This is a genomic window from Burkholderia sp. AU39826, assembly GCF_020419965.1.
Classification (GTDB): Bacteria; Pseudomonadota; Gammaproteobacteria; order Burkholderiales; family Burkholderiaceae; genus Burkholderia; species Burkholderia semiarida.
The window spans coordinates 141,616-162,784 of the sequence record NZ_JAIZQG010000010.1 but is presented as its reverse complement, the minus strand read 5'-3'; the positions used below and the strand labels follow the sequence as shown (position 1 = coordinate 162,784).

The following is a 21,169-nucleotide window of genomic DNA, read 5'->3' as shown; positions in this document are numbered from 1 at the left end:
GATCGCCGGCGCATTGACCGCGCCGGCGTCGCTCGTGAAGCAGCTTCCATAGTACACGCCCCAAAAGGGCGCAGGCGACGATCCGGCCCTGTCTCCGTGTGGCACGTCAAACCGGCAGGTCAAGCCGGTACGTCAGACGGCATATTGCGCGATGCCGTTGCCGAACGACCAGTTCTCCTTGAGTACCTCGACAAGACTGATGAAGACGTCTTCCTGCCGCACGCCCGGCTGTTGCGCGAGGTTCTCGGCGATCGTCCGGTACAGCGCCCGCTTCTGCTCGAGCGTGCGCGTGTTGTTCGCGGTGATCTGGATCATCACGAGATCGTCGCTGCGTTCGATATCGAGGTAATGGCGGCCGAACACGAAGTTCTCGGCCGCATGCTCGGTCACGACCATGAAGATGTCGTCCTCGGGCACGTTGAACGTCTGCATCAGCGCGCGCTGCACGCCGTCGACGAGGGCCCTGCGGTAGGCGGCCGGTTTACCTTCGCGTACGGCGATACGAGTGAATGGCATGGTCCTGCTCCTGTTGGTGAGTAACGTTGAAGAACGAAAACACAGCGTCAGGTTAGGCTCGTCAATCTATAATGAACAGTCATTGATGAATATTTCATTCATTTTCATTTGAAATGAAAGTACTCGATCTCGATGCTGTTCGCGCGTTCGTGCTGGTCGCCGACCTCGCCAGCTTCACGCGCGCCGCCGATGCGCTCGGCACCACGCAATCGGCCGTCAGCCTGAAGCTGAAACGATTGGAAGCCCACCTCGGCAAGCCGCTGCTCGCGCGCACGCCGCGCATCGTCAAACTGACCGCCGACGGCGAGCATTTCCTGCCGCCCGCCCGTGCGCTGCTCGACGCGCACGAGCATGCGCTCGGCGCGATCTCGACCGGCACGGTGCGCCTGTCGCTCGGCGTCAGCGAGCACGTCGCGGTGCCCGACCTGCCGGCCGTGCTCACGAGCCTGCACCGGCAGGATCCGGGGCTGTCGCTGGAAATGCATCTCGGGGCGTCGACGAGCCTGCTCCCGCAATACGACGAACGGCGGTTCGACGCGGTGATCGCCCGGCACGAGCCCGGCGAGGATCCGCCGCGCGACGACGGCACGCCGCTGTTCACCGAGCCGCTGGCGTGGCTCGCCGCGCCCGACTGGGCGCCGCGCGCGGGCGAGCCGCTGCCGCTCGCGGTGCTGGCCGGCCCCTGCGGCGTGCGGGCCGCCGCGCTGCGCGCGCTCGACCGCGCTGGGCTGCCGTGGCGCGAGCGCTTCACGGGCGGCGGAGTCGCGGCGGTCTCGGCCGCCGCCGCGGCGGGGCTGGCCGTCTGCCCGCTCGCGCGGCGCGTCGCCCCGCGCACGCTGGTCGACGTCGGCGCGAAATTCGGGCTGCCGGCGCTGCCGCAATCGCAGGTCGTGCTGTATTCGCGCGTCCGCGACGCCCGCGCCGCCGCCGCGCTGCGCAGGTTTGCCGACAGTCTTGCAATCTCGGCGTAAACTAGCGGCCCCGCCGCCCGTAATCTCCAGACGAATGCCGATGAAGCCCGACGCCCGCAAGCACCTCCGCGCCAACCTGCTGATGCTCGGCGCCGCCGCGATCTGGGGCTCCGCGTTCGTCGCGCAACGCCTGAGCCTCGACGTGATCGGGCCGTTCCTGTTCACCGGGCTGCGCTTCCTGCTGGGCGCGCTCGTGCTGGCGCCGCTGCTGATGCTGAATCCGGCGTCGCGCGCGCAGCTCGCGGCGATCCGCCGCGGCCCGGCGCGGCTGCTGCCGGGCCTCGCGCTCGGCGGGCTGCTCGCCGTGTCGATCTCGCTGCAGCAGGTCGGCCTGCAATACACGCGGATCGCCAACGCCGGCTTCATCAGCTCGCTGTACGTCGTGATCGTGCCGCTGATGGGCGTGTTCGCGCGGCACCGGATCGGCGCGGGCACCTGGTTCGGCGCGTTGCTGGCCGCGATCGGCCTGTATTTCCTGAGCATCGACGAGCACTTCTCGGTGCTCTACGGCGACTGGTTCCAGCTCGCGGGCGCCGTCATCATCGCCGCGCACGTGATGGCGGTCGGCCATCTCGCGAAACGCCACGATCCGCTCGTGCTCGCGTTCCTGCAGTTCGCCGTGTGCGGCGTGGCGTGCCTCGCCGTCGGCCTGGCGGTCGAGCCGGTCAGCGTCGCGATGCTGCGCGGCGCGCTGCCGACGCTGCTGTACGGCGGGCTGCTGTCGGTCGGGGTCGGCTATACGCTCCAGGTCGTCGCGCAACGCGACGCGGCGCCCGCGCACGCGGCCGTGATCTTCAGCATGGAAGGCGTGTTCGCGGCGATCGCCGGCTGGGCCGCGCTCGGCGAAACGCTGACGTTGCGCGCGCTCGTCGGCTGCGCGCTGATGCTGGCCGGCCTGCTCGCGTGCCAGTTGCTGCCGAACGGCGACGCGCCGAAAAAGGACGAGGACGCGCTGCCGGCGTGATCGCCACCGTCCCTATAATGACGATTCGCGTGACCCTTACGCCAACCGTTTCCGACAGGCCAGCTCCGTGACGCCCCATTCCGTCGATCCCGCCGCCGACCTGCTGCGCGAACGCGCAGCGCACTACGCCGCCCAGGCGGCGCTGTTCCTGCGCGACCAGGCGCTCTCCACCGCGTCGCACGACCTCCGCAGCCCGCTGAATGCGATGCACAGCTGGGCCTACGTGCTCGAACGCCAGCTCGCCAACGCCGATCCGAACCTGCAGCGCGCGCTCGCGGGCATCCGCACCGGCATCGACCAGCAGGTCGCGCTGATCGACGACGTGCTCGACGCGCCGCGCGCGCAAACGCGCACGCTCGCGCTCGCGCCGCAGCGGTTCGCGCTGCGCGCGCTGCTCGACGACACGCTGGCGCTCGTGCGCTTCGCGCTCGCCGACGCACGCGAGGTCGCGCTCGACGCGACGCTGCCGGACGGCGAGCCGTCGCTCGCCGTCGATCGCGAACGCGTCGCGCAGGCGCTCTGGACCCTGCTGACGACAGCCGTCGAGGCCAGCGCCGCGGGCAGCCGCGTCGCGTTCGCCTGCACGCGCGACGGCGCGCAGTTCACCGCGCGCGCCACGTGCACCGTGAACGCCGACGTGCTCGTCGATCCCGCGCGGCCGCACGTATTCGAATCGTTCGCGCGGCGCGAAATGCTGCGCGAGCGCGACGCGAAACGCAGCGCGTGGACGCTGGCGCTGTGCCAGCGCGTCGCACTCGCGCACGGCGGCACGTTCGCGCACGACGCGTTCGCCGACGGCGCGCCCGCCACCATCACGTTCTCGATTCCGTGCGAGGCGCCGGTGTAAGCGATCGGCCGCCCGATACATTACAACTTCCTTTCCGCGCCCTATACTGACGGGCCTGTCATAACCGGAGCGATTCTTTGTTACAGATCTTCGCGCTCATCGGCGCGTTGTTCCTGGTGGCCCTGAACGGGTTCTTCGTTGCGGCCGAATTCGGCCTCGTCAAACTCCGCGCAACGCGCGTCAAGACCCTCGCCCGCAAGCACGGCCTGCGCGGGCGCATCCTCGGCCTCGTGCACGGCCGGCTCGACGCATATCTTTCCGCGTGCCAGCTCGGCATCACGCTCGCGTCGCTCGGCCTCGGCTGGGTCGGCGAACCTGCGTTCGCGCAACTGATCGGCCCGCTGCTCGACCTGATCGGCGTCGAGTCCGAACGCGTCGTGCACCTGATCTCGCTCGTGTTCGCGTTCTCGCTGATCTCGTTTTTGCACATCGTCGTCGGCGAACTGGCGCCGAAATCGATGGCGATCCGCCAGTCGGAGAAGGTCGGCCTGTGGGTCGCGCTGCCGCTCTATGCGTTCTACTGGGCGATGTATCCGGCGATCTGGGTGCTCAACACCAGCGCCAACGCGGTGCTGCGGCTCGCGGGGCTGTCGGCCGACCACGGCGGCGACGCGCACTATTCGACCGACGAGCTGAAGCTGATCCTGCGCAGCCGCCGCAGCGCGGCCGGCAATGCGGCGCAGCCGGCGCGCGGCACGTACAGCAACGACGAGTGGAACACGCTCGCGCATTCGCTCGATTTTTCGTCGATGACCGTGTCGGACCTGATGCGGCCGGCCCATGAAATGATCGGCCTGCGGCGCGACCTGCCGCTGCCCGACAACATGGAGATCGTCGCGCGGCACCGCTTCAGCCGTTATCCGCTGTTCGAGGATGCGTCGCGCGAACAGGTGAGCGGGCTGATTCACCTGAAGGACCTGCTGCTCGCGCGTCACGCGGGCGCCGCGCTCGAGGATCTCTCCGACTACGTGCGCCCGGTCCAGTACGTGAAGCCCGATACGCCAGCGCTGGAGCTGTTCCGCCGCTTCCGCAAGGGTGCCCCGCACTTCGCGCTGGTCGGCAACAAGGGCGAGAAGCCGATCGGCTTCCTGACGCTCGACAACCTGCTCGGCGCGCTGGTCGGCCAGATCCACGACGAATTCCGCCAGGGCGACGCCGACTGGAGCCGCCTCGACGACGGCACGCTGATGGGCAAGGGCAGCCTGCCCGTCGTGTCGCTCGAGCAGGCGCTCGGCATCGACATCGACGAAGGCCGCGCGGAGTCGGTCGGCGGCCTCGTGATCCAGGCGCTCAGCGACCTGCCGACCGAAGGGCAGCGCGTGTCGTTCGACCGCTTCGACATCGTCGTGAAGAAGATGAACGGGCCGCGCATCGTGCTCGTGCGCGTCTATCCGAAGATCGCGAAGGAGGCCGACGAATGACGGCCGCGCGTCGCATCGCGCGATGAACGCGCCGCTGCCGCGCTGCTGCGTGATCACGCCGGAACCGCCGTCCGCGTCGGCGGCCGATCGGGCCGCGTTCCTCGACCGGCTGTCGGCCGTGCTCGCGCGCGGAGAAACGCTCGTGCAACTGCGCGTGAAATCGCTCGACGCGGCCGCGTTCGCGTCGCTGGCCGCCGCGGCGCTCGCGCGCTGCGACGCGGCCGGCGCGCACCTGATGCTGAACGGCCCGATCGATGCCGCCGGCGTGATGCGGCTCGACGGCGCCGGCTGGCATCTCGACGGCGCCGCGTTGCGCGCTGTCGCGCAACGGCCGCTGCCGGCCGGACGATGGGTGTCCGCCGCGTGCCACTCACCGGAAGATCTGCTGCTGGCCGCGCGCGCCGGCGCGGATTTCGTCACGCTGTCGCCGGTGCTGCCCACGTTGAGTCATCCCGGCGCGCCGACGCTCGGCTGGGCGCGATTCGGCATGCTGGCCGCACAGGCCGCGATGCCCGTGTTCGCGCTCGGCGGCCTGACGCACGCACACCTCGACGACGCGCGCCGTCACGGCGCGTACGGGATCGCGGGCATTCGCGGGTTCTGGTAATTGGGGGGCCTTGCGGCCGGGCACGACTGCGCCCGGCTCCGGCGCTTCACGCGTTCATGCGCTCATGCGTTCAGGTGCGGACGCATCGCGCGCCATGAACCGCCGTCGATGCGACGCACGTCGTGCGTCAGCGCATAGCGATTGACGTCGCCGGTCAGCCACGCGACCAGCGAATACGGCGGCAACGCCCCTTCATCGACCCGGTCGCGCGCGCGCGCCGGCGTCTCGAACACCACCCGCCCGCCCGGCGCGTCGAACGGCACCGCATCGGGCGACAGGTTCAACGCGATCGTCAACGTCTCGTCGTCGGCAAGCCGCCACGATGCGCACAGCGCGTCGGCATCGCCGTCGCCGTTCGCCTTCAGCGCATGGGCTTCCTGCGGCCGGCAATCGGACAGCCTGGGCGCGATCAGCTTCGCGCGCACCGCGAGCGCCGACTGCACGAAATGCGCACGATCGATGTCGCGCGCGGTCTCGTCGAAGATCAGCGGGATCTGCGGCGTGAGCAGCGACAGCGCGAGCGCGGCCAGGCCGGCCGCCTGCCCGCCGTCGCCCGGGCCGGTGTCGCGCCAGGCGCCATCGGACAGCACGAGCGACGTCAGCGACAGGCCGGCATCGGGGGCCATTCCGTCCGCAGATGCGGCCGGCTGGTACGCCGCGCCGGCCGCGGTCAGCGCGCGGGCGAGCGTGTGAATCGACTGATGCGTGGAAATGCCTTCATGCGCCGACGTGTCGCGCCCCGTGAGCCGGTGCAGCGCGCGTTCGCCGCAGCCGTTCCACTGCGCATCGAAATGGGTATCGGCGAGATGCGCCGGATGCCGCTCGCTGCCGAGCACGAGGTGGATCAGCCGGTCGGCCGGCACGGCGGCGCGCACGCGATCCGCGATCTCGCGCAGCCACGACACGCCGATCCGGTCGGCTTCGCGCAGGCGCAGCCCGTCGCAGCGGTATTCGTCGATCCAGTACAGCGCGTTGTCGCAAAAGAAATCGCACACTTCCGGATGATCGAGCGCGAGCGGCGCGGCCTGCAACGGATCGTCGCGCGTATGGAAGAACGGCCCCGCGTAGTGGCGCAGCGCATCGGTGCCGCTGCCGAAGCGCGCGTAGTCCAGCTCGAGCAGCACCGCGAGACCGTAGCCGTGCGCGTCGTCGATCAGCGCCTTCAGCGCGGCCGGCCCGCCTTCGGCCGCGAGCGGCGCGAACGGCAGGCTGTCGTGCGGCGACGCGAGCAGCTCCAGCGCGGTCACGCCGAGGCGCGCGAGCCGCGGCAGGCGGCGGCGCACGCCGTCGAAGCCGCCCACCGCGTGCGGGCGGATCGCATAGAGCGCGATGTCCTCCCACGCGCGCCCGTGCCAGAACGTATTGCGCCACGTGAACGCGCGCGGATCGACGACCTCGCTCGGGCCGTTGAGCCCGTCGGGCTGCGAGCGCGACGCGGGATCGGGAATCGACACGGTATCGTCGAGACGATAGCGGTATCGCGCACCCGCGCCGCAATCGACGAAGACTTCGAACCAGTTCGGGCCGGCACTCGTCATCGGGATGAGCGTCGGGCCGTAGCCGGTATCGAGTTCGAGCTCGACGTGCGTGCTGCCGGGCGCCCACACGCGGAAATGCGTGCGCGGCGTCGTGCAGAGCGCGCCGCAGGGCTGCGCGCCAAACGGCAAGCAGTGGATGTAGTGCTGCGCGTACGGATCGTGCGGACAATCGGACATCATGCGCTCCTCGTGCGTACCGAGCGGCATGGCCGCGCCAATGGCGCAGCGCATCGGGGCCCGGCATGCGAAGGCCAGGCGGGGGGAGAAACGAGTATGCGCCGGATTCGCCGCCGCGATGCAGCGTGGTCAGACATTTTTAAATGCGAATCGACCCCGGCAAATCAGCCATAGTAACCGCCGGCCGGCACGCGCCAGCGAGTCGGGTAGTCGGCATACCGGAATGACCGCTCGCCTTGTTGCGCCGGCCTCGCGCACCTACGCTTTGCGTCACGTTCGCGGACACGTCGTCCGCCCCGACCCGAGGACTCCGCCATGTCGCTTCCCGCCAGCGCCGCGAAATTCGATCCGTCACGCGCACACGAATATGCCGAGCAATCGCGCATCGCGCTCGCCGGCTACGATGCCTGCCACGAACTCGCCGCCTGCATGCTCGCGTCGGCGATCGGTGCGGCCGATGCACGGATGCTCGTCGCGGGCGCGGGCGGCACGGGCCAGGAAATCTGCGTCGCGGCCGCGCTGGAACCGGGCTGGCAATTCACGGCCGTCGACCCGTCCGCGCCGATGCTCGCGCTCGCGCGCTCGAACGTCGAAGCCGCGGGTTTCGGCGCGCGGACGACGTTCGTCGAGGATGCCATCGACGCGTTGCCCGACGCACCCGCGTTCGACGGCGCGACGCTGATCGGCGTGCTGCATCACGTACCGGGCGACGACGCGAAAGCCGCGATGCTGCGCGCGATCGCGCGACGCCTGAAGCCCGGCGCGCCGCTCGTGCTCGCCGGCAACCATCGCCGCTACGCGGATCACCCGCGCCTGCTCGATGCGTGGCAGCAACGCTGGCGCATGAAGGGCGCCACGCCCGACGCCGTGCGCGCGCAACTCGCGAAGATCCTGCAGGGCGCCGATCCGCCCGCGTCCGAGGAAGCCGTGTTCGCGCTGCTGCGCGACGCGGGCTTCGATGCGCCGCTGCGTTTTTTCGCGAGCCTGTTCTGGGGCGCGTGGATCGCGGTGCGGCGCGCGTGACGGTTCGACGCGACGTGCGACGGCACGCATCACGCCATTCGCGAACGCGCCGCCGGCGCTCGGTATGATGTCGTTCCCGCCCCCTTCCGGCCTCGACATGCTTACCGTCCATCACCTGAACAACTCGCGTTCGCAGCGCGTGCTCTGGCTGCTCGAAGAACTGGATGTGCCGTACGAGATCGTGCGCTACGAACGCGATCCGAAGACGATGCTCGCGCCGGCCGAATTGCGCGCGATCCATCCGCTCGGCAAGTCGCCCGTCGTGACCGACGACGGTCGCACCTTCGCCGAATCGGGCGCGATCATCGAATACCTGGTCGAACGCTACGGCGACGAGCGCCTCGCGCCGCCGCCCGGCTCGCCGGAGCGGCACGACTACACATACTGGCTGCACTACGCGGAAGGGTCGGCGATGCCGCCGCTGCTGCTCAAGCTCGTCGCGCTGCGGATCGCGCATGCGCCGATGCCGTTCTTCGCGCGGCCGATCGCGCGCAAGATCGCCGCGACGCTGCAGTCGGGTTTCGTCGATCCGCAGATCGACCTGCATCTCGGCCACGTCGACGGCGCGCTGGCGCGCACCGGCTGGTTCGTCGGCAACCGCTTCAGCGCGGCCGACATCCAGATGAGCTTTCCGCTCGAAGCCGCGACCGCACGCGGCGGCGGTAGCCGGTATCCCGCGATCGCGCGCTTTCTCGACGCGATCCATGCACGGCCCGCGTACCGGCGTGCGCTGGAACGCGGCGGCCGGTACGACCTGCTCAAGTAACCGGCGTCAACTCAGCAGCCCCGCCGCGACATTGATCGACAAGCCGAGCACGGCCATGTTGAAGTAGAACGACAGGATCGACTGCGCGAGCACCGATCGGCGCGCGGAACGGTTCGCGAGGGACACGTCGGCAGTCTGCGACGCGACCGCGAGCGTAAACGCGAAATACAGGAAATCCCAATAATCGGGCTCGGGGTGCTGGTCCGGGAAACGGAGCGCGCGATCGCCGCTCGGCGAGCCGTAATAGAGGCGCGCGTAGTGCAGCGTGAAAATCGTCGGGATCAGGAACCAAGCGCCGAACAGCGTCGCGCCCGTGATCGCGTAGTGGCTGAGCCCCGCCCTGAAGCCGACGCTCTTGGCCGTCGCGAGTTCGATCGCGATCGCCGCCACGCTCGCGACGGTGGCGAGGCACACGACGGTCAGCACGGTCGTCGCGTTTTCGTCCTCGCGGATCGCGACTTCGCGCACCTTGTGATGATGCGCGGTGACCATGCGCACCCACATCAGCACCAGATACAGCCAGACCGCGCAATCCCAGCCGATCAGCGCGCGCGCGGTCGGACGCAGCGGAAACGGCAGCACCACCGCGCACAGCACGCCGGCGACGAATGCCGCGACCATGCGCGGCCGGTTGCGTAATACCTGCGGATAAAACGTCATCGTGTGATTCCGAAAGCGGATGGAAAGGATTCGGCCGGTGCGCGGGAGAGCCCCGGCGCCGACACGTAACGCGCCCCGATTATCCTCATTCCATCGTGGCGTGGCGATTGGCGCGAGCGCCTAAGATAAGGGGATGACCGCCACCGCCCTGCTCTGCCGCCATCCCGCGAACACGGCCGGCCGCGACTTCGTCGTCGGCGACCTGCACGGCTGCGTCGACGTGCTGCGCGCGCTGCTGCACGACGTCCGCTTCGATCCGGCCCGCGACCGGCTATTCTCGGTCGGCGATCTCGTCGACCGCGGCCCGGCCTCCGAAACCGCGCTCGACCTGCTCGACCGGCCGTGGTGCCACGTCGTGCGCGGCAATCACGAGGCAGTGCTGAGCCTCGTCGCGCACGGCAAGCTGCCACTCGACGCGTGGCGCGGCATCGGCGGCGACTGGGGGGCCGAGCTGCCGCCGGAGCGGCTGCGCGCGCATGCGGCGCGCGTCGACGCGCTGCCGCTCGTGCGCGTGATCGGCGACGGCCCGGCGCGCTTCAACGTGCTGCATGCCGAATTCTTCGGCTCGGATGCGGATCTCGATACGGGCAGTTATGCGCACGACGTGCGCGAGCGGCTGATCTGGGGCCGCGATCTCGTGCAGGGGCTCGCGGATCCCGGGTGGCAGGCCGGACTGTCGCTGACGTGCACCGGGCACACGCCCGTGCGTGCGCCGCAGCGGATCGGCGCGCAATGGTTCATCGACACGGGTGCGTTCGCGCCGGCCGGGCGGCTGACGCTCGCCGAGCCGCGCACCGGCCGCACGTGGTCGATGACGCAGGCCGAAGCGCGCGAACGCCACGCGGGCGACTGGCCGCTGCCCTGACGCGCCGGGCCGCGCAACGGCACACCGCGCCAGGCTCGGCCAAGCCGGGCGAACGCTAGCCGACCTGATTCAGTTCGAACACCGCATCGATGGCCGAGCCGTTCCAGTTGTATTCGAGATAGGCCGCATGCTGGCAGTCGCGCAGCAGCGTCGTGCGGAACGCGGCGAGACACTCGCCGCGCGGGTCGCGCACCGACGGATAGAGGATCCCCGCGCCGCCTGCATTGCGCACCGCGCGGCCGAATGCCTGCCCGACGCTGTAGTCGGCCGGATCCAGCAGCGCTGGATCGCGCTGCGGCCACGTGCGCACGTCGGCGACGTCGCCGTGCGCGAACACGGTATAGAGCCGCATCTGCTGGCGCATCGGCGGCTCCTTCGTCGCGGCGAGGAACAGCCCGCTGTGATAGCGCGTTTCGGCGATCGCCGTGTCGCGCGAGCGGGTGCAGTAGAACACGCCGTAGCTGCCGTCGGAAAAGCGGCTGCCCAGTGGATTCAGGTGCGTGAACGCGGCCATGATCGGCCCCCAGCCTTGCCCGTAGCGGCGCTCGGCGGGCGGCACGAGGTCGAGCGTGCCGACTTCGTTGCGGATGCGGTCGTTGGTCAGCGATTCGAGCGCGTAGAGCGCGTCGAAATCGTCCGCCGACGCGACGCGATCGAACAGGTTGATGGCCGGAAAACGGGTGGGAATCACACGATAGGCGGGCGCCCAGTCGACGGTGGTCGTGGGCCACCGGGTCACTTCGGTCGGTATCGTCACGCCCAGCCGCCCCGCATCGCATCGAGATATTGCCGGACAGCCACCAGATCGCCGACGTTGCCGGCCAGCATCCGGTCGAGCGCGCGCTTGCCGCCGAACGGCGCGGCATCGTTGGGCCGCTTGATCCATGCATCGGCCGCGGCGGGTTGCGGCAGCAGGATCTGCAACCCCTTGTAGATGCCGAGCACGAGCGATAGCCGCTCGAGCGTATCGCGCGGCAGGCGCGCCGATTCCGGCGCGGCCTTCCACTTGAAGAACGTCGAGCGGCCGGGCGAGCCGAGCAGCACGATCTGCTCGTCGATCGTCAGCTCCCAGTCGCGCGCGATGTTGAAAAACGCACGCAGGCCGGCCGCCGACATCTGCGCGACCGAAGCGCGCGGCACGGCGGAATGCGATTCGTAGGCAGGCTGTGACATGATCGTTAGTCTCGAAACGAATTTACTAACAAGATTAGTCCATTCCTGCATTTTTGCAAGGGTCGCACCCATCGATCGTGCTTGTGCATTCGGCGAATAGATATTTTTTGTCCATTCTGGACTCTTATTTTATTTTCTGCGTTAATGGCCGTGCGGACACCGCGTCCCGGCGCGAGTCGTGTCCGGGGAGACCGTGTCGCACGAAAACGGATGCATGACGCCAAGGAACGCACGATGAAGAGACTGATTGCCGCTGTTTCGATCGCCCTGCTCGCGGTATCCGCAGGCCCCGCCGTCGCGAAGGACTGGACCACGATCCGCTTCGGCACCGATGCCAGCTACGCGCCGTTCGAATCGAAGGCGCCCGACGGCAAGCTCGTCGGCTTCGACATCGACCTTGGCAACGAGATCTGCGCGCGCCTGAAGGCGAAATGCGTGTGGCTCGAGAACGATTTCGACGGAATGATTCCGGCGCTGAAGGCGAAGAAGTTCGACGCGGTGCTGTCGTCGATGTCGATCACGCCGCAGCGCGCGCAGCAGATCGGCTTCACGACGAAGATCTACAACCAGCCGACGCGGCTCGTCGTGAAGAAAGGCTCGTCGCTGCTGCCGACCGCCGAATCGCTGAAGGGCAAGTCGATCGGCGTCGAGCAGGGCACGACGCAGGAGACGTACGCGAAGGCGTACTGGGGCAAGCACGGCGCGAACGTCGTGTCGTACCAGAACCAGGACGGCGTGTATGCCGACCTGATCGCCGGCCGCCTCGACGCGGCGCTCCAGGATGAAGTGCAGGCCGCGATCGGGTTCCTGAAGTCGCCGCGCGGCGCGAACTACACGTTCGTCGGGCTCGAGCTCGTCGACGAAAAGGTGCTCGGCATCGGCGCCGGCATCGGGCTGCGCCAGGAGGACACCGACCTGAAGGCGAAAATCGATCGCGCGATCGCCGACATGGTGAAGGACGGCACCTACAAGCGGCTCGCGTCGAAGTACTTCGACTTCGACATCTACGGCGGTTGAAAAAACGGCGTCGCGCGCGTACGGATACCGCTTTTCCGTCGCGCGCGTCCGACCGCCCCTCCCCTTCAACCGGATGGCAACGGCGGCGCGTGGTTCGCCGTTGCATCGAATGCCTGTCGTCTTGCATCGCGCGCAGCACGATGCGTCGGCCATCGTTCGGATGACAGATCAATCGTTCGCGGAAAAGATGGCCATGCGAACGGACCTCGTGCCGCTCGGGTCAATAGGCGAAGACCGGGCGTCGCGGCATCGGCGCCCGTGCGCACATGCCCATGCGGATCGGGTTCGCGTGCAGGAAAGTGCCGACCCGGCGCGGATGACCGGCAACCAGCCGGATCCGCCTCGCACCGGGCGCGGAGAGATGGCCTGTCGAGGCATGCCTGCCGGCCGCAAGCGCGACGTTCGAGCGGCGATGTCCCGAATCACTGCGATCGCGGCCTGCGGACCGCGGCGTGTGATGATCGATCATTTTTCTACCCCGTTTGCTGTCTGATGTTTGTTCCGGCAACCGGACGATGCCGATGCCCCGGCGATCGGGCGACGACGTTCCGTGCTCGCCGCGGCGCGGCTGCTGCGCTGCACCGCGCTCGGCCGCCGCATCCCCGCGGACTGCGTCCTGGCCGGTACGGGAGGCTTTCGCTGCCTGACCGGACGGACCTCGCGTCGTCGACTCTCGCACACTCTTCTTCGCAAGGACCGGGCCAGCGCTGCGCAAGCCCGGCCGGACAAGGCGATGATCGGGCCGGCCGCCCGCCGCAACGGGCGCGGCCTGCCGGAAGTTACGAAACTGAAACGTCGGGGCGCGGGCATGCGCCGGCCCGGCAACGGCGGGGCCTTGCGGAATAAGGCTGAACAATGGGGCGCGGAATTTTTACCGGCGGCAGGCTGGCCGATCGGACCGGTTCGACGCGGAAATTCGCCGGGCGGCCGACGCGAAATGTTTCATGCGCTTTACATGCCCACGCCGGCAATTAGACGCACCGGACGTCGCCGCTGGACGCAGCGGCCGATCGCATGGCTATACTGCGACACCGCTTCACGCGAGCTCACGCGACCTCAAGCGACTTCACGCAAACGAGCGCCCACGATGATCCGAACCTTTCACGCCGCCGAGCGCACCCGACTGATCCGCTTCGGCGTGTCGGGCCTGGGCTCGACCGCGCTGCATGCGCTGATCGCGGCCGCGATGTTCGCGCTGTTCGACGCGACGCCCGTCATCGCGAACGCGACCGCGTTCGTCTGCTCGACCGCGTTCTCGTATCTCGCCAACACGCTGTGGAGTTTTGCGTCGCCGGTGACGTGGGGCAACTTCGCGCGCTTTCTCGTGGTCGCGACGGCCGGCCTCGCCGTGACGATGCTGCTGGCGCACGGCACCGGCGCGCTCGGCCTCGCCCGCGCATGGAGCATCGTCGCGGTCGTGCTGTGCGTGCCGCCCGTCACGTTCGCGCTGCACCGGCTGTGGACCTATCGTTGAGCCGGTCCGCACGCATCGCAGGCATCGGGCCTGCCGCTCAGCCGACCCGCTGATGCCCCGCGTCGCCCGATGGCGCGCCGTCGTGCCCGCCGCTGTCGCCATTGCCGCCGTTGCCGTCGTGATCGTTCAACCCGTGTTCGATCATCATCCGGTAGAGCGTCACGCGTGAAATGCCGAGCTCGGCGGCGGCCTTGTTGATCCGGTGGTCGTTGCGCAGCAGCGCGTTCTCGATCGCGGTGCGTTCGGCCAGCGCCCGCGCCTGTTCGAGCGTCACCGGTTCGGTTTCGCCGGGCGTGTCGAGCCCGAGATCGTGCGGCGTCAGCAGCCGGCTCTCGGCCATCACGATCGCGCGCCGCACGCGATTGATCAGCTCGCGCACGTTGCCGGGCCACTCGTAGCGCCGCATCGCGTCGAGCGCGGCCGACGTGAAACCGCTGATCTTGCGGCCGCTGTCGGCCTTGAATTTCTGCAGCACGTAGTGCGCGAGGATGTCGATGTCCTTGCCGCGGGCGCGCAGCGGCGGCTCGTGGATGCGCAGCACGCACAGCCGGTGATAGAGATCCGCGCGGAAGCGCCCGGCCTCGACCGCGCCGTCGAGATCGACGTGCGTGGCCGAGATGATCCGCACGTCGACGGGGATCGATTCCTGTCCGCCGAGCCGCTCGATCTTGCCCTCCTGCAGGAAGCGCAGCAGGCTCGCCTGGCTTTCGACCGGCATGTCGCCGATTTCGTCGAGAAACAGCGTACCGCCGTTCGCCGATTCGATCCGGCCCGCGCGCCGCTGGTTCGCGCCGGTGAACGCGCCGCGCTCGTAGCCGAACAGCTCCGACTGCAGCAGGTGATGCGGAATCGCGCCGCAATTGATCGCGACGAACGGCCCCTTGCCGCGGCTGGAGCGCTCGTGAATCGCGAGCGCCGTCAATTCCTTGCCGGTGCCCGACTCGCCCGAGATGAATACGCTCGCGTCCGTCTTCGCGACCTTGCGGATCGTGCTGAACAACTGCTGCATCGCCTCGCAGTTGCCGATCATCCCGTGTTCGCCGATCGACGCCGCATAAGCGGCGCCATCGACGCGATCGAGTGCGGCCATCCCGCGTGCATGGCCGAGCACGTGCGAAATCCATTCGTACGGCAGCGGCAGCGTCACGTAATCGAAGCAATAGCTGCGGATCAGCTCGCGCACGGCGGGGCCGATCGTGATGCCGGCCTGCGCGATGGAAATCCAGCCGATCGCCGGCTGGCTCAGGCACATCTTCAGCGCGGGATAGTCGCGCGACGTGAACCCGGTGAAATCGACCAGGCCGGCAGCCACGCTCACGCCGGAGGTCATGTTCTGCGCGGCGCCGGCCGTCTTCGCGACCGAGATCTCCCAGCCGAGCCCGCGCAGTTGCGCGAGCAACGGCTCGTCGGGCGTGCGCATGATCACGAAAAGCTTGCGTCCGGCCTCGGGAGCGGTGACGGACACGTCCGTCATCTCGGGCGCCGCCTGCCCGTTTGCGTCGGGTGACCTTGCAACCATCGTTATTCCCCGCTTGGCGTTGGTATCGCGCGCCGGCTCGCCGTCGCATCCGACGGACACGATCGAACCGACATATTGGCCGTATTTCCGTCCGAATAAAATCCCCCTGCGCATGAATCGCGCGTGAGGTGGACGTTGTCATGAACGGTATATCGATGCGGCCGGCCTGCGGCTAGATGGGTGTTATCCCTGTGGCAGGCACCGCGCGCGACCGGAAAGGCCCGGCCCTGCACGCGCAAAGCCGCGCCGGCGCCGGCGCGCGCAGCCGGTCGACCGGGCATGCGGGCGCCCGGGAGATCGATTCCGGTTGATTTTCGTCAATCGCCGAAAGAAGCCGGTTGATGCACGAACGCAACATGCGCGTCGCCCCGCCGCGCGGCGGGGCCGGGTCAGCGGCCCGATGCGAGCGGTGCCGGGGCGTTCGCGCGGCCGCGGCCGGCCGGCGTGCCGCCGTGTTGGCCGTAGCGGGCGGCCAGTACGTCGACCCGCGCGAGATGGTGGCGATTGTCGTGATCCCACGGGTGGAAGCCCGGCCGGAAAAAGCTCAGCCATTCGCCCGCGATGCGCGGGAACAGCCCGCGGCGCGGCCCGTACAGGAACGCGATCGTGCGCAGCATGCCGCGCGCGTGATGCCCGGCGCCGCGATCGCGCCACAACAGCGTTACATGGATCAGAAACACGGTCGGCCAGAACGTCAGCGTCGTCAGCAGATACACGCCGATGCGGATCAGGTAGCGGCGCAGCCCCGGCTCCGTCACGGCATTCCACACGTCGAACGACACGGCCTTGTGCTCGGTTTCCTCCAGCGCATGCCAGATCCACATCTGCCGGTAGCCTTCGACCGAACCGTCGAGGCGTGTCGGGTCGCGCAGCAGCCAGTCGGCGAGCATCGCCGTGTAGTGCTCGGCCGCGACCGTGTGCGCGAGCTGCACCGAATGCGGCAGCTTGCGCTTCATGTAGCCGAGCACCTTCCACACGCGCTGGTCGAGCTTGCGCGCGGGCAGCCGGTTCGCCTGCATCAGCTCGTTGTATTCGACGTGCTCGCGCGTATGCATTGCCTCCTGGCCGATGAAGCCGAGCACCTGCTGCTTCAGCACGGGATCGTCGATCCGGTCGCGATAGTTGCGCACCGCATCCATGAAGAAGCGTTCGCCGGCCGGAAACAGCAGCGACAGCGCGTTGAAGAAATGGGTCACGTGCGATCCGAGGCCATGCCAGTCCTTCGCGCGCTCGACCGGCAGGTCGAAGCGCAGGTCGCGGCGCACCGGCATGATCGCGGCTGCGGTGGCGCAAGCGGCTGACTTCATGTTCATCGTTCTCCTGTTGCGGAGCGGCCGGCGCATCGTAGGACGCGGCCGGCGCAAGCCCGGGCGACGCGTCGCGCGCCGCCGAATTCTGACATCGACAGATGTAAAGATAGGCCGCGCGCGCCGGCACGCGCAAGCTGCACGGTAGATGCGCGCTTCCAAACAGCGCGCGGTCCGCAAGGCGGAAAAAATGGCGCTCGGACGACGCCCCGACGGGTGGCGATTCGAACGCTGAGGTGCACTGACGAACGCGGTCCCGGGCGCGGCGCCGCGCCCCCACGTCGGCCCGCGAGCCCCGTGCGGCGGGCCTTGCACCGCATCGAGCCCCAGTCGCGCAGCAGGCGGCGACGCGTGCCGTCACATCGATTCATACGCGCCGCGCACCGCCATGGTGCAACCTTGGCCCCAGCGGCTCGCGAAAAATTCAAACGCGCGTTCCAATTGCGTTTCGGGCGGTCGTGCGCTCGGCGCCCCGCCACGCTTGCCGGCACGCGTGCGGCGGCGCGAAATCCGTGCGCACCGGCCCACTGCCCGCTCGCCTACAATAGCGGTTTCACGCAACCTCTTTCAGGAGAAATCATGTCCGTCATCACGACCGAATCGGGCCTCAAGTACGAGGACCTGACCGAAGGCACCGGCGCGGAGGCGCAAGCCGGCAAGACGGTGAGCGTCCACTACACGGGCTGGCTGACCGACGGTCAGAAATTCGATTCGAGCAAGGATCGCAACGACCCGTTCGCGTTCGTGCTCGGCGGCGGCATGGTCATCAAGGGCTGGGACGAAGGCGTGCAGGGCATGAAGGTCGGCGGCGTGCGTCGCCTGACGATCCCGCCGCAACTCGGCTACGGCCCGCGCGGCGCGGGCGGCGTGATTCCGCCGAACGCGACGCTCGTGTTCGAAGTCGAACTGCTCGACGTCTGACGCGGCACGCGAGCCGCCGGCTGACGCGCTGCCCCATGGCGCACCTTCCGTCCCCCACCGTCGCACTGCAACGCTACGACACGCTCGAAGCGTCGGATGTGCACGACTTTCACCAGATCGTACTCGGCATCGACGGTGCGATGGTGATGGCGGTGGACGGCGTCAGCCAGCGTCTCGACCGGCACGGCGCGTGGCTGGTTCCGGCCGGTGCGCGCCACGATTACGCGGGCCTGGGCGAGAATCGCCAGCTCGTGCTCAATCTTCCCCTCGCGTCGCTCGCGGTGCCGCAGCGGTTGTTCGACCATGCACGTGCCGTGTCGATCGACCCGGCGCTCACGTCGCTCGTTGCGCAGGTCGCGGCGGCCGCCGCGCAGTACGATGCGCCGGACGGCGACGCACGGCAGGCGGCCGCGCACCGTTTCCAGTGGCAGGCCGCCGCGCGCCTGTGCGACGCGCTGCTCGACGATGCCGGCATCGCCGCGCCTGCGTCGGGCCTCGATTTCGCGCGCATCGACCGCTGGCTGCGCGCCCACCTCGCCGAACCGCTGCGCATCGCCGATCTCGCCGCGCACTGCGGCTACGGGATGCGCCGGTTTCATCAACTGTTCGTCGACGCATTCGGCGAAACGCCGCATCGCTATCTGCAGCGGCTGCGGCTCGACGCAGCGGTCGTGCTGCTCGCCGACGGCCGGCATTCGCTCGTCGACATCGCGGGCAGCGTCGGCTTCGCGGATCAAAGCACGTTTACGCATGCGTTCACGAAGCGCTTCGGCATCGCGCCGGGACGCTGGCGCGGTGAACGGCATTGAACGGCAAAGCGGCGCCGGTTTTCCACCGAAAGCGGATGCGGCGGACGCTCGCGCCGTGGCATCACGGCCGGACGAGCTTCGACAGCCTCTGTCCGTCGCGCGTGAAGCCGTACCGCGCGTAAAAGCGGTGCGCCTCGAGCCGATGGTCGCCGCTCGTCACCTCCAGTTTCACGCACCCCGTCGACTCGAACCAGATGTGCGCCGCAGCGATCAGCGCGCCGCCGACACCCTGCCCGCGACAGCCTTCGTCAACGACCAGACTGGTGATGCGTCCGAGATTGCCGTGCGCGTGAAATAGCGCAAGCGCATGCAGGCTGATGCAGCCGACCACCTTATGCGCGACCGTCGCGACCAGGATGCGGTCGACCGCGCTCGGCAGCAGCGTTGCCAGCTTGTCGCGGATCATCGCGGGGGGCGCCTCGTAGCCGAGCTGGTGCATCAGCCTCGCGATGTCGGCGTGATCGGCGATCTGCGCGTCGCGCGTCGTCAGGTTCGAAGGAGTCATCCGGATGGGCCTATCGAAAGTCGATGTGTGCGGTGCATGCATGATCAGCCGTATTGCCATGTTAATCGCCACGTACCGGCCGCGTACCGACGCTTCACGTCCCGCCGAAACATCGCATGTCCGTCGCTGCCTACGATCGACGACCATCCGGCGGCGCAACCATCGCCCATGACGCTTACCGCCGTGCCGCGCCGGCTTCGTCGCCGATCTTCCTGACGGCCGTATCGGCCGCCTTCAAAGGCCGGCCATCGTCGTGCCGAAGCGCGAGCTTGCGGATCGCGCGCCCGGTGCTGCGGTCGACCAGCACCGAATGCGGCTCGCCGCGCGCAAACAGGTTCGCCTCGCCCCACTGCCGCAGCATCACGATGACCGGAAACAGCCCCTCGCCCTTTTTGGTCAGCACGTACTCCTGATACGCGGTGCCGTCGGACGCCGGCACGACGTCGAACACACCGGCGTCCACCAGCATCTTCAGCCGGTCGGACAGGATGTTGCTCGCGACGCCGAGGCTCGCGCGGAAATCGCCGAAACGGCGCACGCCGTCGAACGCATCGCGCACGATCAGCAACGCCCAGCGATCGCCGACGATATCGGTCGCGCGCGCCACCGGGCACGGCGAATCCGCAAGACTTTTCTGTCTGGCCATGTTCCTCTCCGCAAGCGTGCCGGCCGCCTTCGCGGGCATGCCGGCCATCCGTGCACGGGCCTTTGGCCCGCCACTCAACAGGTTGCATTTTAAAACCTGTTTCCCTACACTCCAAACCAGTTTCAAATTGCAACTACATTGCACGAGGGAACCATGGGATCGTCCTGTCATTCCGGCACCGTTGCCGCTCGCACGCCAACCGATGAGATCCATTCTGCCGAGGGTGGCCGCCTGTCGTCGGCGCGCGTCGCGCTGCTGGCCGCGTGCTGCGCGGCGAGCGTCGCGAACGTCTACTACGCGCAGCCGCTGCTCGACTCGATCGCGCGGGACTTCGGTGTATCGCAGGCCGCCGTCGGCGGCGTCATCACCGCGACGCAGCTCGGCTGCGCGCTCGCCCTGCTGTTCGTCGTGCCGCTCGGCGACCTGGTGAACCGCAAGCGCCTGATCGCCGTGCAGCTTCTGCTGCTGACCGCGGCCTGCATCGGCGTGGCCGCCGCGTCGACGCGCGTCGCGTTGCTGGCCGGGATGGTCGCGGTCGGGCTGCTCGGCACCGCGATGACGCAAGGGCTGATCGCGTGCTCGGCCGCGCTCGCCGGCGCAGGCGAACGCGGGCGCGTCGTGGGGGCCGCGCAAGGCGGCGTCGTGGTCGGGCTGCTGGCCGCGCGCTCGCTGGCGGGCGTCGTCACCGACGTCGCGGGATGGCGGGCCGTCTATCTCGTGTCGGGCGCGCTCGCGATCGCGATGCTCGTCGTGCTGTCGCGGCTGCTGCCCGACATGCGCGCGCCGCGCGAACGCATCGGTTACGCGGCGCTGCTGCGCTCGATGGGGTCGCTGCTGCGCGACGAACGCGTGCTGCGCGTGCGCGGCGCGATCGCGCTGCTGATGTTCGCGGCGTTCAGCATCTTCTGGAGCGCGCTCGTGCTGCCGCTGAGCGCGCCGCCGCACGCGATGTCGCACACGCAGATCGGCGCGTTCGGCCTCGTCGGCGCACTCGGCGCGGCGGCCGCCGCCCGCGCGGGCCGGCTCGCGGATCGCGGGCGCGGCGAAGCGACGACAGGCGCCGCACTCGCGCTGCTCGCGTGCGCGTGGCTGCCGCTCGCGTTCGGCAATACGTCGATTGCGCTGCTGGTCGTCGGCATCGTGCTGCTCGACGTGGGCGGGCAAGCCGTGCACGTCGTCAACCAGAGCATGATTCTCGGTGCGCGACCCGACGCGCATGCGCGTCTCGTCGGCTGCTACATGCTGTTCTATTCGGCCGGCAGCGGGCTCGGTGCGATCGCGGCGACGATGATGTATGCGCGCGCCGGATGGACAGGCGTGTGCGTGCTCGGGGCGGGGGTGAGCGTGGCCGCGCTCGGCGTATGGGCCGCGACGCTCCGGCGCGCGTGATGCGCGCCGGCCATGCGGACCGGACGGGAAAGCCGGCCCGCCTTTCCCGGACGG

Annotated in this window: 23 protein-coding genes; 13 read left to right on the top strand and 10 right to left on the bottom strand. The window is 68.9% G+C overall.

All coding sequences use genetic code 11. The annotated features are described in order from the left end of the window. Positions 1–132 precede the first annotated feature (132 nt). On the bottom strand, positions 133–516 hold the full coding sequence (locus tag LGM42_RS19080) for a tautomerase family protein (protein ID WP_413227422.1): 384 nt from the start codon (positions 514–516) through the stop codon (positions 133–135). Positions 517–629: 113 nt separating this feature from the next. On the opposite strand from LGM42_RS19080, the gene LGM42_RS19075 reads away from it, so the two are divergent. The 5 genes from LGM42_RS19075 to LGM42_RS19055 all read left to right on the top strand — a co-directional run bounded on the left by LGM42_RS19075 (position 630) and on the right by LGM42_RS19055 (position 5,326). Then, positions 630–1,487, top strand: coding sequence for a LysR family transcriptional regulator (locus LGM42_RS19075; RefSeq protein WP_226232886.1), 858 nt, complete (start codon positions 630–632; stop codon positions 1,485–1,487). A gap of 40 nt (positions 1,488–1,527) precedes the next feature. Further along, positions 1,528–2,451 (top strand): DMT family transporter, encoded by a 924-nt coding sequence (locus tag LGM42_RS19070; RefSeq protein ID WP_226232885.1) that lies wholly within the window; start codon positions 1,528–1,530, stop codon positions 2,449–2,451. A 67-nt stretch (positions 2,452–2,518) separates the two neighbouring features. Then, on the top strand, positions 2,519–3,298 hold the full coding sequence (locus LGM42_RS19065) for a sensor histidine kinase (RefSeq protein ID WP_059582985.1): 780 nt from the start codon (positions 2,519–2,521) through the stop codon (positions 3,296–3,298). Positions 3,299–3,375: 77 nt separating this feature from the next. Beyond that, entirely contained in the window at positions 3,376–4,719 is a 1,344-nt protein-coding gene (locus LGM42_RS19060) for a hemolysin family protein (protein ID WP_060311320.1), read from the top strand. 22 nt (positions 4,720–4,741) lie between these two features. Then, positions 4,742–5,326 (top strand): thiamine phosphate synthase, encoded by a 585-nt coding sequence (locus LGM42_RS19055; RefSeq protein ID WP_060311322.1) that lies wholly within the window; start codon positions 4,742–4,744, stop codon positions 5,324–5,326. A gap of 62 nt (positions 5,327–5,388) precedes the next feature. On the opposite strand, the gene LGM42_RS19050 is transcribed toward LGM42_RS19055, so the two are convergent. Continuing rightward, the gene (locus tag LGM42_RS19050; RefSeq protein ID WP_226232897.1) at positions 5,389–7,041 is read right to left on the bottom strand and encodes a DUF3459 domain-containing protein; all 1,653 of its coding nucleotides are present in this window, start codon (positions 7,039–7,041) and stop codon (positions 5,389–5,391) included. Between the two features lie 315 nt (positions 7,042–7,356). Here LGM42_RS19050 and LGM42_RS19045 point away from each other — a divergent pair, with 315 nt between their 5' ends. Beyond that, positions 7,357–8,064 carry a class I SAM-dependent methyltransferase gene (locus tag LGM42_RS19045; RefSeq protein ID WP_226232884.1) on the top strand — a complete coding sequence of 236 codons (708 nt, stop codon included), beginning with the start codon at positions 7,357–7,359 and terminating at the stop codon, positions 8,062–8,064. 97 nt (positions 8,065–8,161) lie between these two features. Then, the gene (locus tag LGM42_RS19040; RefSeq protein ID WP_226232896.1) at positions 8,162–8,830 is read left to right on the top strand and encodes a glutathione S-transferase; all 669 of its coding nucleotides are present in this window, start codon (positions 8,162–8,164) and stop codon (positions 8,828–8,830) included. A 6-nt stretch (positions 8,831–8,836) separates the two neighbouring features. On the opposite strand, the gene LGM42_RS19035 is transcribed toward LGM42_RS19040, so the two are convergent. Then, on the bottom strand, positions 8,837–9,490 hold the full coding sequence (locus LGM42_RS19035; protein ID WP_060311326.1) for a DUF1345 domain-containing protein: 654 nt from the start codon (positions 9,488–9,490) through the stop codon (positions 8,837–8,839). Positions 9,491–9,623: 133 nt separating this feature from the next. Here LGM42_RS19035 and LGM42_RS19030 point away from each other — a divergent pair, with 133 nt between their 5' ends. Further along, on the top strand, positions 9,624–10,355 hold the full coding sequence (locus LGM42_RS19030; RefSeq protein WP_099317217.1) for a metallophosphoesterase: 732 nt from the start codon (positions 9,624–9,626) through the stop codon (positions 10,353–10,355). A 55-nt stretch (positions 10,356–10,410) separates the two neighbouring features. On the opposite strand, the gene LGM42_RS19025 is transcribed toward LGM42_RS19030, so the two are convergent. Next, positions 10,411–11,112, bottom strand: a complete 702-nt coding sequence (locus LGM42_RS19025) for an RES family NAD+ phosphorylase (protein ID WP_060311330.1) — start codon at positions 11,110–11,112, stop codon at positions 10,411–10,413. After that, positions 11,109–11,528 (bottom strand): MbcA/ParS/Xre antitoxin family protein, encoded by a 420-nt coding sequence (locus LGM42_RS19020; RefSeq protein WP_059583003.1) that lies wholly within the window; start codon positions 11,526–11,528, stop codon positions 11,109–11,111. Before LGM42_RS19020 ends, LGM42_RS19025 begins: the two co-directional genes overlap by 4 nt. 234 nt (positions 11,529–11,762) lie before the next feature. Between LGM42_RS19020 and LGM42_RS19015 the strand changes: the two genes are divergently transcribed. Then, complete coding sequence (locus tag LGM42_RS19015) at positions 11,763–12,545, top strand: ABC transporter substrate-binding protein (RefSeq protein ID WP_226232883.1); 783 nt, start codon at positions 11,763–11,765, stop codon at positions 12,543–12,545. A gap of 220 nt (positions 12,546–12,765) precedes the next feature. On the opposite strand, the gene LGM42_RS19010 is transcribed toward LGM42_RS19015, so the two are convergent. After that, complete coding sequence (locus LGM42_RS19010) at positions 12,766–13,014, bottom strand: hypothetical protein (protein WP_226232882.1); 249 nt, start codon at positions 13,012–13,014, stop codon at positions 12,766–12,768. Between the two features lie 618 nt (positions 13,015–13,632). Here LGM42_RS19010 and LGM42_RS19005 point away from each other — a divergent pair. Next, positions 13,633–14,019, top strand: a complete 387-nt coding sequence (locus LGM42_RS19005; protein ID WP_060311335.1) for a GtrA family protein — start codon at positions 13,633–13,635, stop codon at positions 14,017–14,019. 37 nt (positions 14,020–14,056) lie between these two features. On the opposite strand, the gene LGM42_RS19000 is transcribed toward LGM42_RS19005, so the two are convergent. Next, entirely contained in the window at positions 14,057–15,538 is a 1,482-nt protein-coding gene (locus LGM42_RS19000; RefSeq protein WP_059583008.1) for a sigma-54 dependent transcriptional regulator, read from the bottom strand. A gap of 389 nt (positions 15,539–15,927) precedes the next feature. Continuing rightward, positions 15,928–16,845: a metal-dependent hydrolase gene (locus LGM42_RS18995; RefSeq protein WP_060311802.1), complete on the bottom strand. Its 918-nt coding sequence runs from the start codon at positions 16,843–16,845 to the stop codon at positions 15,928–15,930. 579 nt (positions 16,846–17,424) lie between these two features. On the opposite strand from LGM42_RS18995, the gene LGM42_RS18990 reads away from it, so the two are divergent. After that, positions 17,425–17,766 (top strand): FKBP-type peptidyl-prolyl cis-trans isomerase, encoded by a 342-nt coding sequence (locus LGM42_RS18990; protein WP_006479474.1) that lies wholly within the window; start codon positions 17,425–17,427, stop codon positions 17,764–17,766. Positions 17,767–17,801: 35 nt separating this feature from the next. After that, positions 17,802–18,575, top strand: a complete 774-nt coding sequence (locus tag LGM42_RS18985; protein WP_059583011.1) for an AraC family transcriptional regulator — start codon at positions 17,802–17,804, stop codon at positions 18,573–18,575. Positions 18,576–18,636: 61 nt separating this feature from the next. Here the strand turns inward: LGM42_RS18985 and LGM42_RS18980 are convergent, their stop codons facing one another. Both LGM42_RS18980 and LGM42_RS18975 read right to left on the bottom strand, forming a co-directional pair. After that, positions 18,637–19,080, bottom strand: a complete 444-nt coding sequence (locus LGM42_RS18980; RefSeq protein ID WP_089465452.1) for a GNAT family N-acetyltransferase — start codon at positions 19,078–19,080, stop codon at positions 18,637–18,639. Positions 19,081–19,255: 175 nt separating this feature from the next. After that, positions 19,256–19,726, bottom strand: a complete 471-nt coding sequence (locus LGM42_RS18975) for a winged helix-turn-helix transcriptional regulator (protein WP_181035465.1) — start codon at positions 19,724–19,726, stop codon at positions 19,256–19,258. Positions 19,727–19,879: 153 nt separating this feature from the next. Here LGM42_RS18975 and LGM42_RS18970 point away from each other — a divergent pair, with 153 nt between their 5' ends. Next, a complete protein-coding gene (locus tag LGM42_RS18970) occupies positions 19,880–21,115 on the top strand; it encodes an MFS transporter (protein WP_060311341.1) in 1,236 nt (411 codons plus the stop codon). Positions 21,116–21,169: the final 54 nt, after the last annotated feature.

Excerpts from the sequence above, each read along its gene's own strand:
- LGM42_RS19050 (WP_226232897.1), bottom strand. The coding sequence starts at position 7,041 with ATGTCCGATTGTCCGCACGATCCGTACGCGCAGCACTACATCCACTGC.
- LGM42_RS19035 (WP_060311326.1), bottom strand. The coding sequence starts at position 9,490 with ATGACGTTTTATCCGCAGGTATTACGCAACCGGCCGCGCATGGTCGCG.
- LGM42_RS19080 (WP_413227422.1), bottom strand. The coding sequence starts at position 516 with ATGCCATTCACTCGTATCGCCGTACGCGAAGGTAAACCGGCCGCCTAC.
- LGM42_RS19020 (WP_059583003.1), bottom strand. The coding sequence starts at position 11,528 with ATGTCACAGCCTGCCTACGAATCGCATTCCGCCGTGCCGCGCGCTTCG.
- LGM42_RS19055 (WP_060311322.1), top strand. The coding sequence starts at position 4,742 with ATGAACGCGCCGCTGCCGCGCTGCTGCGTGATCACGCCGGAACCGCCG.
- LGM42_RS19075 (WP_226232886.1), top strand. The coding sequence starts at position 630 with ATGAAAGTACTCGATCTCGATGCTGTTCGCGCGTTCGTGCTGGTCGCC.
- LGM42_RS19010 (WP_226232882.1), bottom strand. The coding sequence starts at position 13,014 with ATGATCGATCATCACACGCCGCGGTCCGCAGGCCGCGATCGCAGTGAT.
- LGM42_RS19030 (WP_099317217.1), top strand. The coding sequence starts at position 9,624 with ATGACCGCCACCGCCCTGCTCTGCCGCCATCCCGCGAACACGGCCGGC.
- LGM42_RS18975 (WP_181035465.1), bottom strand. The coding sequence starts at position 19,726 with ATGGCCAGACAGAAAAGTCTTGCGGATTCGCCGTGCCCGGTGGCGCGC.
- LGM42_RS18995 (WP_060311802.1), bottom strand. The coding sequence starts at position 16,845 with ATGAAGTCAGCCGCTTGCGCCACCGCAGCCGCGATCATGCCGGTGCGC.
- LGM42_RS19070 (WP_226232885.1), top strand. The coding sequence starts at position 1,528 with ATGAAGCCCGACGCCCGCAAGCACCTCCGCGCCAACCTGCTGATGCTC.
- LGM42_RS18980 (WP_089465452.1), bottom strand. The coding sequence starts at position 19,080 with ATGACTCCTTCGAACCTGACGACGCGCGACGCGCAGATCGCCGATCAC.
- LGM42_RS19045 (WP_226232884.1), top strand. The coding sequence starts at position 7,357 with ATGTCGCTTCCCGCCAGCGCCGCGAAATTCGATCCGTCACGCGCACAC.
- LGM42_RS19015 (WP_226232883.1), top strand. The coding sequence starts at position 11,763 with ATGAAGAGACTGATTGCCGCTGTTTCGATCGCCCTGCTCGCGGTATCC.
- LGM42_RS18990 (WP_006479474.1), top strand. The coding sequence starts at position 17,425 with ATGTCCGTCATCACGACCGAATCGGGCCTCAAGTACGAGGACCTGACC.
- LGM42_RS19005 (WP_060311335.1), top strand. The coding sequence starts at position 13,633 with ATGATCCGAACCTTTCACGCCGCCGAGCGCACCCGACTGATCCGCTTC.
- LGM42_RS19040 (WP_226232896.1), top strand. The coding sequence starts at position 8,162 with ATGCTTACCGTCCATCACCTGAACAACTCGCGTTCGCAGCGCGTGCTC.
- LGM42_RS18985 (WP_059583011.1), top strand. The coding sequence starts at position 17,802 with ATGGCGCACCTTCCGTCCCCCACCGTCGCACTGCAACGCTACGACACG.
- LGM42_RS19000 (WP_059583008.1), bottom strand. The coding sequence starts at position 15,538 with ATGGTTGCAAGGTCACCCGACGCAAACGGGCAGGCGGCGCCCGAGATG.
- LGM42_RS18970 (WP_060311341.1), top strand. The coding sequence starts at position 19,880 with ATGGGATCGTCCTGTCATTCCGGCACCGTTGCCGCTCGCACGCCAACC.